This window comes from Rhizobium sp. WYCCWR10014 (genome assembly GCF_001657485.1).
GTDB lineage: Bacteria > Pseudomonadota > Alphaproteobacteria > Rhizobiales > Rhizobiaceae > Rhizobium.
Genome location: NZ_LXFU01000035.1, coordinates 281,077 through 296,196 on the forward strand (window position 1 = coordinate 281,077; position 15,120 = coordinate 296,196).

Sequence of the window (15,120 nt, forward strand, 5' to 3'; positions counted from 1 at the left end):
TGCAGAAGCTGGGGCCGCGGTGGACAGCGGCCCTCGATTGAACCGGTGCATGGACGCACCTGGTCATGCCGGCTCTGCCGGTGACGCATGAAGCGTTTTCACGACGGCATGATGTGCGATCCGGCGGAATATCCGCCGTGGTACTAACGGGGGTTTGGAAATGCGCTTCACAATTAAACTTAAACTGAGCCTGGTGTTCGGTTTCATCGTCCTCCTGACCTGCGCCATGGCTGGTCTCTCGATCTACAATCTCTCGTCGCTGAACAGCGACATCTCGGTCATGGTTGCCGGTCCGGTCGCCAATCTGCGCGATTCCGGCGATCTTTCCGATGCCGTCATGCGCTCCATCCGCGCCGAGAAGGATGCCATCATCAATACAGACGCCAGCAAGATCGCCGGCTATGCCGACGAAATCTCGCAGCAGCGCGAGCTCATCAACACGCTCCAGGGCCGCCTTGCCACATCCGACGATCCCGAGATCAAATCCGGCATGGCACAATTCGGTGAACTCTACGGCAAGTGGACGGCGCTGCAGGATCGTGTCGCCGAGCTCGCCAAGCAGAACACCGCCGAGTCCAATGCCCAGGCCGGCGTCATTTCGATGGGCGAAGGTCAGCAGGTGACGACCCAGCTTCTCGGCATCCTCACCAAGCTGAATGACACCGTGACCGGTAACGTCGCCGAAACCGACGCGGCTACCAACGACCAGTATGCCCAATCGCGCAATCTGCTTGTCATCATGACGATCGGCCTGATCATCGTCTCTTCGGCAGCGGCGATCTGGATCCTGCTCAATATCTCGCGCGGCCTGAAGCGCGCCGTCAATCTTGCCGATGCCGTCAGCATCGGCGATCTCGAACAGAATATCGAGCACAAGAGCAATGATGAAATTCGCGATCTCGTGCATTCGATGAGCCGGATGACCGCGAACCTGCGCAACACCGCGACGATCGCCAACCAGATCGCGAACGGTGACCTGACGGTTTCTCCGAAGCCTCTTTCGGAGAAGGACATGCTGGGCCTCGCGCTCGAACAGATGGTCGAACGCCTACGCGGCGTCGTTGCCGATGCGATCGCGGCCGCCGAAAATGTCTCGGCCGGCAGCCAGGAACTGTCCTCGAGCTCCGAGCAGGTCTCGCAGGGCGCCACTGAACAGGCGGCTTCGGCCGAAGAGGCTTCCGCCTCGATGGAAGAGATGGCCGCCAACATCAAGCAGAACGCCGATAACGCTGCGCAGACGGAAAAGATTGCCCGTCAGTCGGCCAAGGATGCGGAAGCCAGCGGTGACGCGGTGACACGCGCCGTACAGGCGATGCGGACCATCGCCGAGAAGATTGGCATCGTCCAGGAGATCGCCCGCCAGACCGACCTTCTCGCTCTGAACGCTGCCGTCGAAGCCGCTCGTGCGGGTGAACACGGCAAGGGTTTTGCGGTCGTCGCCTCGGAAGTGCGCAAGCTTGCCGAACGCAGCCAGTCGGCGGCTGCCGAAATCAGCTCGATGTCGGGCGATACGGTCAAAGCGGCTCAGGAAGCCGGCGACATGCTCGGCCGGCTGGTGCCCGATATCCGCAAGACGGCGGAACTGGTCTCCGAAATCAGCGCCGCGTGCCGCGAACAGGATGTCGGTGCTTCGCAGATCAACGAAGCGATCCAGCAGCTCGACAAGGTGACGCAGCAGAATGCCGGTGCTTCCGAGCAGATGTCGGCGACCTCGGAAGAGCTCGCGACCCAAGCGGAAGAACTGCAAGCCTCGATTGCCTTCTTCAAGGTCGATACGGCAAGCAATCGCCAGCATCGCGGGCCGGCCGCCAAGGTCACGGTCCGCAGCGCGGCTCCCGCTGGCCGTAAGCCCATGTCCAAGAAGCCGGCTGCCAACAGCGTCGCCGGCCAGCAGGCGCGGGCGAAAGGCTTCGCACTCGATCTCTCCATGGGCGGTCCTGATGATGGGGACGCCGAGTTCAAGGAAAGCGCATGATCATGGCCACGACATCTCTGGAAGCGCAATTCGTGACCTTCAGCCTCGGCGAGGAGATTTTCGCCGTGCCGGTTGAGGTCGTACGGGAAATCCTCGACTATGCGGAAGCTTTCAAGATTCCGAATGGTCCCGACTATCTGCTCGGCCTGCGCGATGTGCGCGGGCAGGGCGTGCCGACGATCGATCTTCGCCTGAAGCTCGGCATGACGAAGACTGTGCCGACGCCGCACACGCGGGTGCTCGTCCTCGACGTGCCGATGGAAAGCCGGCTGCTGACCCTCGGCCTCGTCGCCGATCGCGTCTTCGAGGTCACGCCGTTCCGGCGCGAGCAGATCGAGGCGGCGCCCGATATCGGCGTGCGCTGGCGCTCGGACTATATCGCCGGCGTCGTTCGCCGTGAAAATGGCTTCGTCGTCATCATCGATCTTGCACGCTTGCTGTCTCGCGAGGACGCCTCGGCACTGCAATCGGCGGCCTGACCCGCGCATCAACTCGGAGTACTGCATTCTATGAGTATGGCAGCAGCGGTGGAAACCCAATTGCCGGGCGACCGGATCAGCAAGCGCAATTTCGACAAGCTTGCCCGGTTCATCTACGACTATAGCGGCATCAAGATGCCGCCGACCAAGCTGACGATGCTCGAAGGGCGGCTGAGGCGCCGCCTTCGCGCAACCAACCACGCGACCTTTGACGATTATTGCGACTTCCTGTTCAATGAGGATGGCCTCGCCCAGGAAACCGTCTACCTGATCGACGTGGTGACGACGAATAAGACCGACTTCTTCCGCGAAGCCAAGCATTTCGACTATCTGCAGAGCGTGGCGTTGCCGGCGATCGCCAACAGCGGCGTGCGGTCCATCCGCACCTGGAGTTCGGCCTGCTCGACGGGGGCGGAACCCTACACGATGGCGATGGTGCTGGCGGAATTCGCCGAAGGCCGCAACGACGTCTCCTACAGCGTGCTGGCGACCGACCTTTCCACCGACGTGCTGCAGACGGCGCGCCGTGGCATCTATCCGGAAGATTTGATCGCACCCGTGCCGCGCGACCTGCAGCGCAAATACGTGCTGACGGCCAAGCAGCCGGGTCGGCGGGAGGTGCGCATTACGCCGAAACTGCGTAGCAAGATCGGTTTTGCCCGTATGAACCTGATGGACGAGAAATACGCGATCGGCGAACCGATGCACGTCATCTTCTGCCGCAACGTGCTAATCTACTTCGACAAGCAGACTCAGGCCGGTGTTCTCAACCGCCTCTGTGATTGCCTGGCGAAGGGCGGCTATATGTTCATCGGCCATTCCGAATCGATCACCGGTTTCGATCTGCCGTTGAAGCAGGTCTCGAATACGGTGTTTCAGCGTATCTAAAGCGCATCGTTATCCCAAAACCGCTGAGCACTTCTGGACGGCATGCATTAGGGGCATTCATGGCTAAGAAAATCCGCGTTCTCATCATCGACGATTCCGCCAGCATCCGCCAGACGCTGACCCATGTGCTGGAGCAGGATCCCGATATCGAGATCATGGCGGTCGCATCCGACCCCTTCATGGCGGCGCGGAAGCTCCAGGAGGAGATCCCCGATGTCATCACGCTCGACGTCGAGATGCCACGCATGGATGGCATCACCTTCCTGCGCAAGCTGATGTCGCAACGGCCGATCCCCGTCGTGATGTGCTCGTCGCTGACGGAGGCGGGATCGGAAACGCTGCTCCAGGCGCTGGAGGCCGGCGCCGTCGACGTCATCCTGAAATCGAAGATCGGCGCTGCCGACAGCCTTTCCGACGATGCGATGCGCATTCGCGAAGTCGTCAAGAGCGCCTCGCATGCACGGCTTTCCAACGTGCGCCGCGCCGCCGGAACCATTCGCTCCGCCTCAGTGGAAGGGCCGGCCAAGAAGCTGACGGCGGATGTGATGCTGCCGCCGCCGACGGGGCGGGCCATGGCGAAGACGACGGAGATGGTCGTCTGCGTCGGCGCTTCCACCGGCGGCACCGAAGCGCTGCGCGAGTTCCTGGAGGAACTGCCGGCCAATGCGCCTGGCATGGTGATCGTCCAGCATATGCCCGAGAAATTCACTGCCGCCTTCGCCAAGCGGCTGAACGGGCTCTGCGAGGTCGAGGTCAAGGAAGCCGTCGATGGCGATCCGGTGCTGCGCGGCCATGTGCTGATCGCGCCAGGCGACAAACACATGCTGCTCGAACGCCAGGGTGCGCGCTACTATGTGAGCGTCAAGACCGGGCCGCTGGTGTCGCGACACCGGCCTTCCGTCGACGTGCTCTTCCGTTCGGCGGCGCGCTCGGCCGGCTCGAACGCCATGGGGATCATCATGACCGGCATGGGCGACGACGGCGCGCGCGGCATGCTGGAAATGCATCAGGCCGGCGCCTACACGGTGGCGCAGGACGAGGCGAGCTCCGTTGTTTTCGGCATGCCGAAGGAGGCGATCGCCAAAGGCGGCGTCGACCGTATCCTGCCGCTCGATCAGATCGCTCGCGAAGTGCTGATAACGCAGCAGAAGTTTTAAGTCGGTTTCAACGGAAGCGGCTGAAGCCGGCGGTATCGTAAGATGCCGCCGGCTTTTGATTATCACCCTGCAGGTTCTCTGTTCAGGCGAGATAACCGCCGTCGATCGTCAGGCTGGCGCCGGTGACGAAGGCGGCCTCGGCACTGGCGAGATAGGCGGCGAGGCCGGCAATCTCGCGGTCCTCACCCAGGCGGCCAAGCGCCATCAGCGGCTTGAGGCGTTCATGATCGTCTTCATTGGGGTTCATGTCGGTCGCCGTCGGGCCGGGCTGGATGTTGTTGACGGTGATGCCGCGTGGGCCGAGATCGCGGGCGAGGCCGCGGGTCATCGAGGCGATCGCGCCCTTCGTCATGCTGTAGACTGCGGAGGTCGGAAAGCCGCTGCGATCGGCGGTGACGCTGCCGATGGTGATGATGCGGCCGCCTTCCTTCATATGTCTTGCCGCTGCCTGGATGCCGACGAAGGCAGCGCGGACATTAACGGCGAACATCCGGTCGAAATCTTCGAGCGAATAGTCCTCGAGCGGGTTGAGGATGAGAATCCCGGCATTGCTGACGAGAATGTCGAGACCGCCAAAGGTCTCGGCTGTCAGCGCAACGGCATCCTGTACCGCTTTCGCATCGGCACTGTCGGCCCGGATCGCCAGCGCCTTGCCGCCAGAAGCCTCCAGCTCGGCAACGATTGCCTTCGCCCTGTGCTCGGAGCTGGAATAGGTGAAGGCGACGGCGGCGCCGTCAGCGGCGAGCCTTCGGACGATGGCGGCACCGATGCCGCGCGAACCGCCGGTGACGAGGGCGATCTTGGTGGAAAGGGATTGAGACATGCAGGTTTCCTTTGTTTTTGGATTGATCAGTCTAGAATTGGCCGTGGAAAGGCCGGTTCGGAGTTGCCCCGTCGTCAGCGAAGGCTTCTGATTGCCATGCGTGCGATAGCGCGGAGCGTCTCGGGTGGGGCGCCGTTTCGGGCGCTGACTTTCATGCCCGACAGGGCAGCGCCGAGAAACGGAATGGCGTTGGCGATATCGATATCTGTTGCGAGGTCTCCGGTCCTGCGAGCCTCACCGAGAAGGCTCTCGATCGCCGCGTGAAGCGCGTGGCCGGCGCTGTCGGTAAGAGCTGCGACCTCGGCATCGGTGCGGCCGAATTCGCAGATGGCGCTGACACCGAGGCAGCCGCGCCGCGCCTCGGCAGCGGGACGCGAGGCGAAGGCGACGAGAGCACCTTCCAGCGCCTCGATCGGCCGGCCTTCGCGGCGAAGATCGGCGATGATCTTGTCGATGCTTTCCACATTGTAGCGCTTCAGCGCTTCCAGATAGAGGCCGCGCTTGTCGCCGAAAGTGTCGTACATGCTTTGCCGGCTGATCTTCATCGCCGTCAGCAATTCCTCGGTCGAGGTGCCTTCATAGCCGTGCTCGGAAAATACGCCGATGGCGGCATGAAGGGCGGTGTCGCGATCGAATTCCTTGTGTCTAGCCATGACCAGGCTTCTACTATTATTGGACTGATCTGTCCAGAATAAAATTAATGGTTTCCGGCGCCGCAGGGCAGCCATGCGCGCCTCCCCTTGAAATTTCCCTGATTTTGTGGTCTTGAGGCCGCCAATCTTCGCAGCGCTGCCTGTCATGCATGTTCAGGGACACTTCCCGCCCCTGGCAGCGCGCGCGCCCCGTATCAGTCCCAAGGAAAAATGCGCCGATGGCCCGTTCAGCTCTTCTCAATGTCATGGTTCAGGCTGCCCTCAAGGCAGGAAAGTCGCTGGGACGTGATTTCGGCGAAGTGCAGAACCTGCAGGTTTCCGTGAAGGGACCGGGCGATTTCGTTTCCACCGCCGACCGCAAGGCCGAAAAGATCGTCAGGGAAGAGCTGATCAAGGCGCGTCCGACCTATGGCTTCCTCGGCGAGGAAAGCGAGGAAATCAAGGGCACCGACGGCGCGCATCGCTGGATCGTCGATCCGCTTGATGGCACGACGAACTTTTTGCACGGCATCCCGGCCTTCGCTGTCTCGATCGCGCTCGAACGCAATGGCGAGATCGTTGCCGCCGTCGTCTTCAATCCGGCGACCGACGAGCTCTATACCGCCGAGCGCGGCGGCGGGGCCTTCCTTAACGACCGACGCCTGCGCGTCGCCGCGCGCCGGGCGCTGTCGGATTGCGTCATCGGCTGCGGTGTGCCGGCGCTCGGCAAGCGCAATCACGGCAAGTTCCTGGTCGAGCTTCGCCACGTGATGGGCGAAGTTGCGGGCATCCGCCGCCTGGGCTCACCGACCCTCGACCTCGCCTATGTCGCGGCCGGGCGTTTCGACGGTTTCTGGGAAGCGGAGCTTGCGCCCTGGGATATGGCGGCCGGCATCCTGCTCATCCGTGAAGCCGGCGGTTTCGCCACCGACTGGGACGGTGGCGCAACGATGCTCGAGAGCGGCACGATTGTCGCCGGCAACGAGATCATCCACAAGGCGCTGATCGAAGTCGTCAAGCGGCCGGTTCCCGCCAAGTGACCGAACGAAAATCTGGCTGTTGTAAAGTCACGGTTTTCGCCCCGGCATACTTCAATTCGGCACAATGTTGCTCTAGTCTCCGCCAGCAATGACTCCGGAGGCAGCGACCCTATGGAAAATGTGAATGTGGCGGAGATAGGCTCCACCGAAAAGACGGCTGGCACTTATGCCAACAGGCTTTCGAGTCCCATGCCCTTCCTCTGGACGATGCTGCTTTTCCTCGTCATCGTCGGCTTTATCGCCGCCATCCTCTTCCGCCAGACGCAAACCGCCTTCATGCACAATCCAGGCCTCAACGGCCTGATCGTCGGCGTTCTTGGCGTCGGAATCATCCTTGTTTTCAACCATGTACTGGCGCTTCGCCCCGAAGTACGCTGGTTTAATTCGTTCCGCGCCGCCGGCAGCGCCGACAAGGTCAACCGCAATCCGCGGCTGCTTGCGCCAATGCGGGCGCTGCTCGGCAGCCGCAAGTCCTCAGCGGCGCTGTCGACGACGGCGCTGCGCTCTATCCTCGATTCGATCGCCGCCCGCCTCGACGAATCACGCGACGTTTCGCGCTACCTGATCGGCCTCTTGGTCTTCCTCGGCCTGCTCGGCACCTTCTGGGGCCTCATCGGCACGATCGGCTCGATCAGCATCGTCATCCGGTCGCTCGATGCCGGCTCGAACGGCACCGGAGACGTGCTCTCGGCGCTGAAGGAAGGGCTCTCAATGCCGCTTTCGGGCATGGGCCAGGCCTTCTCCTCTTCGCTGCTCGGCCTTTCCGGTTCGCTCATTCTCGGCTTCCTCGACCTGCAGGCGGGTCGGGCGCAAAACCGCTTCTACATGGAGCTGGAAAACTGGCTGTCCTCGGTCACGGATGTCGGCTCCGATCTTGCCCCGGCTCTCGAGGCCGTTTCCGGCGCGTCCTCGGACGACATGCGCGCGCTCTCCGACTATCTGCGCAAGGTCTCCGAAGAGGGCGGCGCCGGCAGCCAGCGTTCCGTCGCCGCCATGGCGAGCCTTGCCGAAGGTATTCAGGGCCTCGTCAAGAACATGCGCAACGAGCAGCAGATGCTGCGCGACTGGATCGAAGCACAGCAGGACGAGGCCAAGGCGATGCGACGCACGCTCGACCGGCTTGCCGAACGCATCGGCGTGCAGGAGCGCTCAGGTGAGAGGGGCGAGCGTTTGCGCGACCGCGCCAGCCAATCAGAAAAGAGCGAGGGCAAGTAAGCCATGGCTCTTGCCCGCAACCGGCGCCGCGAACGCACGGTGGATTATTGGCCGGGTTTCGTCGATGCACTGTCGACGCTGCTCATCTCCATCATGTTCCTGCTGACGGTCTTCGTCGTGGGGCAGTTCATCCTCAGCCGCGAGATATCAGGACGCGATGAGGTGCTCAGTCGCCTCAACAGCCAGATCAACGAGCTGACTCAGCTTCTCGCGCTCGAAAAGGGCAGCAACCAGGATCTCCAGGATTCGGTCGCCAATCTACAGGCTTCGCTTGCCAGTGCCGAAGGCGACCGTTCGCGGCTGCAGGCGCTGCTGAATGCCGGTTCGGGCGGTCAGGATGCGGCGCAGAAGCGGATCGGCTCGATGACGCAGGAGCTCGACGAACAGAAGCAGGTGAGCGAACGGGCGCTCAGCCAGGTCGAACTGCTGAACCAGCAGATCGCGGCACTTCGCAGCCAGATTGCCGCTGTCGAAGCAGCCCTTCAGGCGTCGGAGGATAAGGACCGGGTTTCGCAGACCAAGATCGCCGATCTCGGCAGCCGTCTCAACGTGGCGCTCGCCGCGCGCGTGCAGGAGCTGAACCGCTACCGTTCCGACTTCTTCGGTCGGTTGCGGGAGATCCTCTCGGACCGCGAGAATATCCGCATCGTCGGCGACCGGTTCGTGTTCCAATCGGAAGTGCTGTTTCCCTCGGGCGGCGCCGACCTCAATCCGGAAGGGCAGACCGAGATGGCGAAGCTTGCTGCCGCCCTTCTCGATCTCGCTAAGGAAATTCCATCGGAGATCAACTGGGTGCTGCGCGTCGACGGCCATACCGACAATGTGCCGCTTGGCGGAACGGGCCGCTATCGCGACAACTGGGAGCTCTCCTCCGCGCGCGCGATTTCGGTCGTCAAGTTCCTGATCGCACAGGGCGTGCCGGCCGACCGGCTGGTTGCCGCCGGCTTCGGCGAGTTCCAGCCAATCGCCCCGGGCGACACGCCGGATGCGCGCTCCACCAACCGCCGCATCGAGCTGAAGCTCACCGAGAAATGATTCAGAGCCGCGCGTCTTTTCAGACGCGCAAAGGACGCTGTAACACTTTGAATTGCTGGATAATTTTATTCTTAAATCGATTCCGATTTAAGGAATTATGCAGTGGCCTGACATTTTCTGCCGCGCCTCCTTTAGCCGACCGGCAAGAAAATCGCGCACGGCGGGGCTGTCGCTGAGGCCGATCGCTGTCATATAGGCATCGGCTGCCGCGGTATCATCGCCGGCCTGGGTCAGGAGGAACGCACGCACCGCCCAGTAGGGCTGGTAGCTTGCGATGTGGCGCGGATCGAGCTTGTCGAGCCGCTCCAGGCCGGCAGTGGCGCTCAAGGCCCTGCCGATCACCGCAGCCTGGCTGACACGTGCACCCAGCGTCGGCTTCATCATCACCAGCGCCGCGTAGAGTGTCGTCAGCGCCTGCCAGTCGGTCGTTCCCGACAGCCGGCGCGCTGCATGCACGGACTGGATTGCCGCCTGACACTGGAAGGGGCCGAAACGGTCGAAGCCGCCGGCCTTGCGCAGCAGTGCATCCGCCTCGGCAATCATGATCGCGTTCCACGCGGCCCCGTCCTGCTCGTCCAGCGGCACATATCGGCCGCTATCGTCGCGCCGGGCGCTGCGGCGGGCTTCGCAGTGAAGCATCAGCGAGAGCAGGCCGATCGCTTCTGGTTCGTCCGGCAACACTGCCAGAAGCGCACGGCCGAGCCAGATCGCCTCGCCAGCGAGTGAATGGCGCTCTTCCTCACCGTCGAGACCGTCCCAGCCGAGACCGTAAGCCGCGTAGATCGCCGAAAGCACCGTGGCGAGCCGCCCGGGCAATGCGAGGCGAGGCGGGACGGCGAAGGGAATGCCGGCATCGCGGATCTTCACCTTGGCCCGCACCAGCCGCTGGCTCATCGCCTCTGGTGAGACGACGAACGATCGGGCGATGGTCTTTGCCTCGATGCCGAGAACGGTCTGCAGCATCAGCGCCGTATGCACGGAGCTGTCGATGGCGGGATGGGTGCAGGCGAAGAGCAGCTTCAGCCGCTCATCAGGAAAGACGGCGTTGCCCGCCGCGTTCATGCGTTCCTCCGCCTCCTCGAAGGCGACCGATATCGTCGTTTGCGCATTGGCCTCGACGATGCGGTGGCGGGCCGCCTGCATGAGGTTGCGGCGGGCAGCCACCAGCAGCCAGCCTTCCGGATTGCTGGGAACGCCGCGCTCCGGCCAGACGCGAAGGGCCGAAGCCAGCGCTTCCGACAATGCGTCTTCTGCCGCCGGCACGTCGCGCGAGCGGGCGGCGAGAAAGGCGATCAGTTTGCCGTAGGACTGACGCGCCACCTTTTCGGCAGCGCGTCCGGCATCGGGCGGCATAACCGCCTCACATCTGGAGGCGCGGGCGTACCTCGACCGAACCCTTGTCGGAGATCGGAACGCGGGTCGCCCATTCGAGCGCGGTGTCCATATCAGGGACGTCGATCAGATAAAAGCCGCCGAGCTGTTCTTTGCCTTCCGGATAGGGACCGTCCTGAACATCATGGTCCTCGCCTTTGCGGCGCACGATCGTGCCGGTCTCCGGGCCCGTCAGTCCGGCGCCGCCGGTCATGATTCCTGCTTGGGCGAGCGCCTGGCTGTAGGCGACCCAGCCGTCGCGATAGACGGGATCGCTGCGGCGGGCGAAATCCTCGGCGGCTTCGCGAATGATGAGAGCATATTGCATGGAAAACTCCTGATCTCGTTGCTGACGTTGATCCGAGCCTCCCGGTATCGGGGATCGAGATCCCGAAAGCCGTGAAGCCCGGCGGAGCGGCGCGGCCGTTCCGAAACAATGAGGCGCGGCCACCGGTCGTTTCGACATGGCTTTCAAAAAAATATGCGAAAAAGAAAAATGGCGCCGAAAATCGCAAGCAAGCGAGCCGAGCTCAACGGCGCCGGCGCTGCTCAGGGGCGCGAAAGGGCAGGGCGGCAATCACGCCGCCGCTGCCGGTCTGCTCAGGACTCGGCCTTCGTCTGGTCGACGACCTCGGCGCTTGGCGTGTTCTTCTTGATGGATTCAATGGCACTCACGGCGGACGCCTTCGCCTTGTAGCCTTCGGACAGGAACATGGTTTCCCCGTTCGATGCCTTGAAGCGGAAGCGGAACTCGCCGGCTTTATCCTTATAGACTTCGAATTTATACATAGATGTCTCCCGAAATCCCAAAACGCTGAATTGCAACCATCAGCTTAGTGGAGGCTAGATCAAAATGGCGAGCTTTTCCACTGCCTTAATCAGGATTGGGTTGCTTAGCGTCCAATTGTCACCGTTTCTATTGGACGCAAGCGAATGAGGGCGCCAGCGCCTATCCCCGAGAACAGGATGATTTCAGGCCGATCGGCCTAAAATCTGAATCCTGTTCTCATTTAAAGAATAGAGCGTGACGTCATCCGAAAACCGCTCACACTTTGCGGATCATGCTCGGCATCACTCCATCTGGATGTTCGCGCCCTTGACGACCGGTCCCCATTTGGCGAGTTCGGCCTTCACATGGGCGGCGAGTTCCTCCGGCGTCGAGCCGACGATGGTGGCGCTGAATTCTTTCATCCGTTCGGCGACGGCTGGGTCGGCGAGCGCCTTTTTAGCCGAGGCGTTGAGGCGCGTCACGACCTCGCTCGGCGTCTTGGCCGGGGCGAAAAGCGCGTTCCAGGTGTAGGTCTCGTAACCTGGAATGCCCGACTCGGCGACGGTCGGTACGTCGGGGAAGGAGGGCGCGCGCTCGGCCGTGGTCACCGCCAGCGCCCGCAGAGTGCCGGCCTTGATGTGGCTCGACGAGGAGGGCAGGTTGTCGAACATGATCGGCACCTGGTTACCGATGACGTCGTTCAATGCCGGACCGGCGCCCTTATAGGGGATGTGCTGCATGCTGACGCCGGCCATGGACTTGAAGAGTTCGCCGGAAAGATGCAACGGCGTGCCGTTGCCCGACGAGGCGTAACTGTATTTGTCGGGCTCGGCCTTCAGCAGCGCGACCAACTCCTGCACGGTCTTTGCCGGCAGTTGCGGATTTACCACCAGCACGTTCGGCACGACCACAAGCAGCGAGATCGGCGCGAAATCCTTTTCGGCGTCATATGGCGTCGATTTCAGGATCAGCGGATTGAGGGCGTGGGTCGCGACCGTGCCCATCAGGATGGTGTAGCCGTCCGGTTCGGCGCGGGCGACGTTACCGGCGCCGAGATTGCCGCCGGCGCCGGCGACATTCTGGACGATCACCTGCTGGCCGAGATCCTCCGACATCTTCTGCGCGACGATGCGGGCGACGACATCGGTCGAGCCGCCGGCCGCGAAGGGCACGACCATGGTGATCGCGCGATCGGGAAAATCCGCAGCAGCGGCAGACCCGCCGACGGCAAGGGCCGCAAGCGCACCGAAACCGAGCGCAAGGCCCGTACGTCGCGTCATATCGAAAAGCGCCATTCCTATCTCCTCCCAAGAATTTCAGCAGCAATATCCCCACCCCGGGGAATGAAGAGGTTAGGGCAGGACGCGCGAAAGACAACCGCAGAGGGGCGCGGCGGGTTCAGACTTTAGTCGCTGTCGGCGGGAGAAGTGCGCGCCGGCTATTTCGCGGCGGCGAGCACATCCTCATTGGCGGCGTCGAATTGCAGCCGCGCCAGCCGCGCATAGATGCCGCCATGGCGGATCAGGCTCTGATGCGTGCCCTCTTCGACGACCCGGCCCTGGTCCATGACGAGAATGCGGTCGGCCTTCAGCACGGTTGCCAGGCGATGGGCGATGACGAGCGTCGTGCGGCCGTCCACCAGTCCGTCAAGCGCCTTCTGCACCAGCGTCTCGCTTTCGGCGTCAAGCGCGGAGGTTGCCTCGTCGAGCAGCAGCACGGGTGCGTTCTTCAGGATGGCGCGGGCAATGGCGATGCGTTGGCGCTGGCCGCCGGAGAGCGTGATGCCGCGTTCGCCGACCTCGGTCTCGTAGCCCTGGTCCAGCCGCGCAATGAATTCGTCGGCCTGCGCGGCAAGAGCTGCGGCGCGGACCTCGTCACGCGAGGCGCCCGGACGGCCGAAGGCGATGTTGTCATGAATCGAGGCGGCAAAGATGGTGACGTCCTGCGGTACGATGGCGATGCGCTGGCGCAGCTCGTCGGGCGTCGCCAGCTGCGCGTCGACACCATCGATCTTCACGCTGCCCTGCTGCGGATCGTAGAAGCGCAGCAGCAGCGAAAAGACGGTGCTCTTGCCGGCACCGGAAGGGCCGACGATGGCGACGGTCTCACCCGGCGTGATCGCGAAGCTTAAGCCATGTAGCGCCGATTTGCCGGGGCGCGAGGGATAGGCAAAATGAACACCTGAGAATTCGACGCGGCCGCGGCTGGGCGAAGGAAGCGGCTCAGGGCTGGCGGGGGCTGTGATCGGCGAGACCTCGTCGAGAAGCTCGGTCAGCCGGTCTGCGGCACCGGCTGCCTGCGAGAGTTCACCCCAGACCTCCGACAGCGCGCCCAGCGAACCGGCGGAGATGACGGCATAGAGCAGGAACTGGCCAAGCGTGCCGGCCGAAAGCGTGCCGGCAAGCACGCTGTGAGCGCCGAACCAGAGCACGGCAACGACGCTGCCGAAGATCAGCGTGATGGCGATCCCGGTCAGCAGAGCGCGCGAGCGGATGGCGGCGCGGGCCGCCTCGTAGGCGGATTCGACGGCGGTGCCGTAACGCGTCGCTGCGGCATCCTCGCCATTGAAGGCCTGGACGGTGCGGGTCGCGGCGATCGTCTCGTTGGCGAAGGCGGAGGCATCGGCCAGCGTATCCTGGGCGGCGCGCGAGCGCTTGCGTACCGAGCGGCCGAAGGCGACGAGCGGGAAGACGATCAGTGGGATCGCTCCGATGACGAGGCTCGAAAGCTTCGGCGAGGTGACGATCATCATGCCCATGGCGCCGATACAGAGGATGAAGTTCCTGAGCGCCACCGAGGCGGTGGCGCCGACGGCAGACTTGATCTGCGTCGTATCGGCGGTCAGCCGCGAGACGATCTCGCCGGATTGGTTGACGTCGAAGAAGGAGGGCGACAGCCGGGTCACATGGGAAAAGACATCGCGGCGAAGATCGGCGACGATGCGCTCGCCGATGGTGATGACGAAATAATAGCGCAGCGCGCTGGCGACCGCGAGCACGATGGCCATGACCATCAGCATGGCGAAGTAGCTGTTGATGAAGCGGCCGTCGGATTGGGTGAAGCCGTGATCGATCATGCGACGCACGGCGAGCGGCAGCGCCAGCGAGGTGATGGCGGCAAGCGCCAGCGACATCAGCGCACCGGCCACCAGGCCACGATAACGCATGAGATAGGGCGTCAGCCTGCCGAGCGGTCGCAGCGATCGCTTCTTGTTTTCCTCTGCCCGTGCCTGCTCTGCCAATTCGTCTCCGATCGCCTGCAGGACCCGCGCAATGCGGCCTGTTGGCTCTTGTTATCTAGGCGTCATTCATGTATAGGCACCGCATCCTAATGGGAAGCCGTAGCCATCCGACTGCGGCTTCATTTATTCAATCGGTTCGTTGGCCGCAACTGCATGCGGCAAATTGAACTCCGGTATCGCAGGAAGATTGTTATGAAGGCAGGCATCCATCCCGAATATCACATGATCAAGGTGGTCATGACCGATGGCACTGAGTACGAAACCCGCTCGACCTGGGGTTCGGAAGGCGCTGTCATGAACCTCGAAATCGATTCCAAGTCGCATCCGGCCTGGACCGGCGGCAACCAGCAGCTCATGGACCGCGGTGGCCGCGTCTCCAAGTTCAACAAGCGTTTCGGTGGCCTCGGCCTCTAATCGCTTTTGCTCGACGGAATTCGAAGAGAGCCCGGTTTCGCCGGGCTTTTTTGCGTTCGCAACGGCTTACAGCGCCGCGCG

Annotated in this window: 15 protein-coding genes; 8 read left to right on the forward strand and 7 right to left on the reverse strand. The window is 62.9% G+C overall.

Annotation, left to right across the window (positions count from 1 at the left end):
• Positions 1 to 160: 160 nt before the first annotated feature.
• The 4 genes from A6U98_RS15610 to A6U98_RS15625 are packed head-to-tail and all read left to right on the forward strand — an operon-like array spanning position 161 to position 4,499.
• Positions 161 to 1,975 (forward strand): methyl-accepting chemotaxis protein, encoded by a 1,815-nt coding sequence (locus tag A6U98_RS15610; protein WP_064651193.1) that lies wholly within the window; start codon positions 161 to 163, stop codon positions 1,973 to 1,975.
• Positions 1,972 to 2,454, forward strand: a complete 483-nt coding sequence (locus A6U98_RS15615; protein WP_018072866.1) for a chemotaxis protein CheW — start codon at positions 1,972 to 1,974, stop codon at positions 2,452 to 2,454. Before A6U98_RS15610 ends, A6U98_RS15615 begins: the two co-directional genes overlap by 4 nt.
• 30 nt (positions 2,455 to 2,484) lie before the next feature.
• Positions 2,485 to 3,342 carry a CheR family methyltransferase gene (locus A6U98_RS15620; RefSeq protein WP_064651194.1) on the forward strand — a complete coding sequence of 286 codons (858 nt, stop codon included), beginning with the start codon at positions 2,485 to 2,487 and terminating at the stop codon, positions 3,340 to 3,342.
• A gap of 59 nt (positions 3,343 to 3,401) precedes the next feature.
• The gene (locus A6U98_RS15625; protein ID WP_011653450.1) at positions 3,402 to 4,499 is read left to right on the forward strand and encodes a chemotaxis response regulator protein-glutamate methylesterase; all 1,098 of its coding nucleotides are present in this window, start codon (positions 3,402 to 3,404) and stop codon (positions 4,497 to 4,499) included.
• 82 nt (positions 4,500 to 4,581) lie between these two features.
• On the opposite strand, the gene A6U98_RS15630 is transcribed toward A6U98_RS15625, so the two are convergent.
• Both A6U98_RS15630 and A6U98_RS15635 read right to left on the reverse strand, forming a co-directional pair.
• A complete protein-coding gene (locus A6U98_RS15630; protein ID WP_064651196.1) occupies positions 4,582 to 5,322 on the reverse strand; it encodes a 3-oxoacyl-ACP reductase family protein in 741 nt (246 codons plus the stop codon).
• 74 nt (positions 5,323 to 5,396) lie between these two features.
• Positions 5,397 to 5,975, reverse strand: a complete 579-nt coding sequence (locus tag A6U98_RS15635; protein ID WP_064651198.1) for a TetR/AcrR family transcriptional regulator — start codon at positions 5,973 to 5,975, stop codon at positions 5,397 to 5,399.
• Positions 5,976 to 6,193: 218 nt separating this feature from the next.
• Here A6U98_RS15635 and A6U98_RS15640 point away from each other — a divergent pair, with 218 nt between their 5' ends.
• The 3 genes from A6U98_RS15640 to A6U98_RS15650 all read left to right on the forward strand — a co-directional run bounded on the left by A6U98_RS15640 (position 6,194) and on the right by A6U98_RS15650 (position 9,244).
• A complete protein-coding gene (locus A6U98_RS15640) occupies positions 6,194 to 6,994 on the forward strand; it encodes an inositol monophosphatase family protein (RefSeq protein WP_064651200.1) in 801 nt (266 codons plus the stop codon).
• 111 nt (positions 6,995 to 7,105) lie between these two features.
• Positions 7,106 to 8,209, forward strand: coding sequence for a MotA/TolQ/ExbB proton channel family protein (locus tag A6U98_RS15645; protein WP_064651202.1), 1,104 nt, complete (start codon positions 7,106 to 7,108; stop codon positions 8,207 to 8,209).
• 3 nt (positions 8,210 to 8,212) lie between these two features.
• On the forward strand, positions 8,213 to 9,244 hold the full coding sequence (locus tag A6U98_RS15650; protein WP_064651204.1) for a peptidoglycan -binding protein: 1,032 nt from the start codon (positions 8,213 to 8,215) through the stop codon (positions 9,242 to 9,244).
• Between the two features lie 87 nt (positions 9,245 to 9,331).
• Here A6U98_RS15650 and A6U98_RS15655 read toward each other — a convergent pair whose 3' ends face one another.
• From A6U98_RS15655 to A6U98_RS15675, 5 genes are all read right to left on the reverse strand, one after another.
• Entirely contained in the window at positions 9,332 to 10,597 is a 1,266-nt protein-coding gene (locus A6U98_RS15655; RefSeq protein WP_064651206.1) for a DUF6596 domain-containing protein, read from the reverse strand.
• Positions 10,598 to 10,604: 7 nt separating this feature from the next.
• Positions 10,605 to 10,943, reverse strand: coding sequence for a YciI family protein (locus tag A6U98_RS15660; protein ID WP_064651208.1), 339 nt, complete (start codon positions 10,941 to 10,943; stop codon positions 10,605 to 10,607).
• A 272-nt stretch (positions 10,944 to 11,215) separates the two neighbouring features.
• Positions 11,216 to 11,404: a YegP family protein gene (locus A6U98_RS15665; protein WP_064651210.1), complete on the reverse strand. Its 189-nt coding sequence runs from the start codon at positions 11,402 to 11,404 to the stop codon at positions 11,216 to 11,218.
• Positions 11,405 to 11,686: 282 nt separating this feature from the next.
• The gene (locus A6U98_RS15670) at positions 11,687 to 12,679 is read right to left on the reverse strand and encodes a tripartite tricarboxylate transporter substrate binding protein (RefSeq protein ID WP_064651212.1); all 993 of its coding nucleotides are present in this window, start codon (positions 12,677 to 12,679) and stop codon (positions 11,687 to 11,689) included.
• Between the two features lie 143 nt (positions 12,680 to 12,822).
• A complete protein-coding gene (locus tag A6U98_RS15675; protein WP_064651214.1) occupies positions 12,823 to 14,625 on the reverse strand; it encodes an ABC transporter transmembrane domain-containing protein in 1,803 nt (600 codons plus the stop codon).
• Positions 14,626 to 14,817: 192 nt separating this feature from the next.
• On the opposite strand from A6U98_RS15675, the gene rpmE reads away from it, so the two are divergent.
• Entirely contained in the window at positions 14,818 to 15,039 is a 222-nt protein-coding gene (rpmE, locus tag A6U98_RS15680; RefSeq protein ID WP_003542805.1) for a 50S ribosomal protein L31, read from the forward strand.
• Positions 15,040 to 15,120 lie beyond the last annotated feature (81 nt).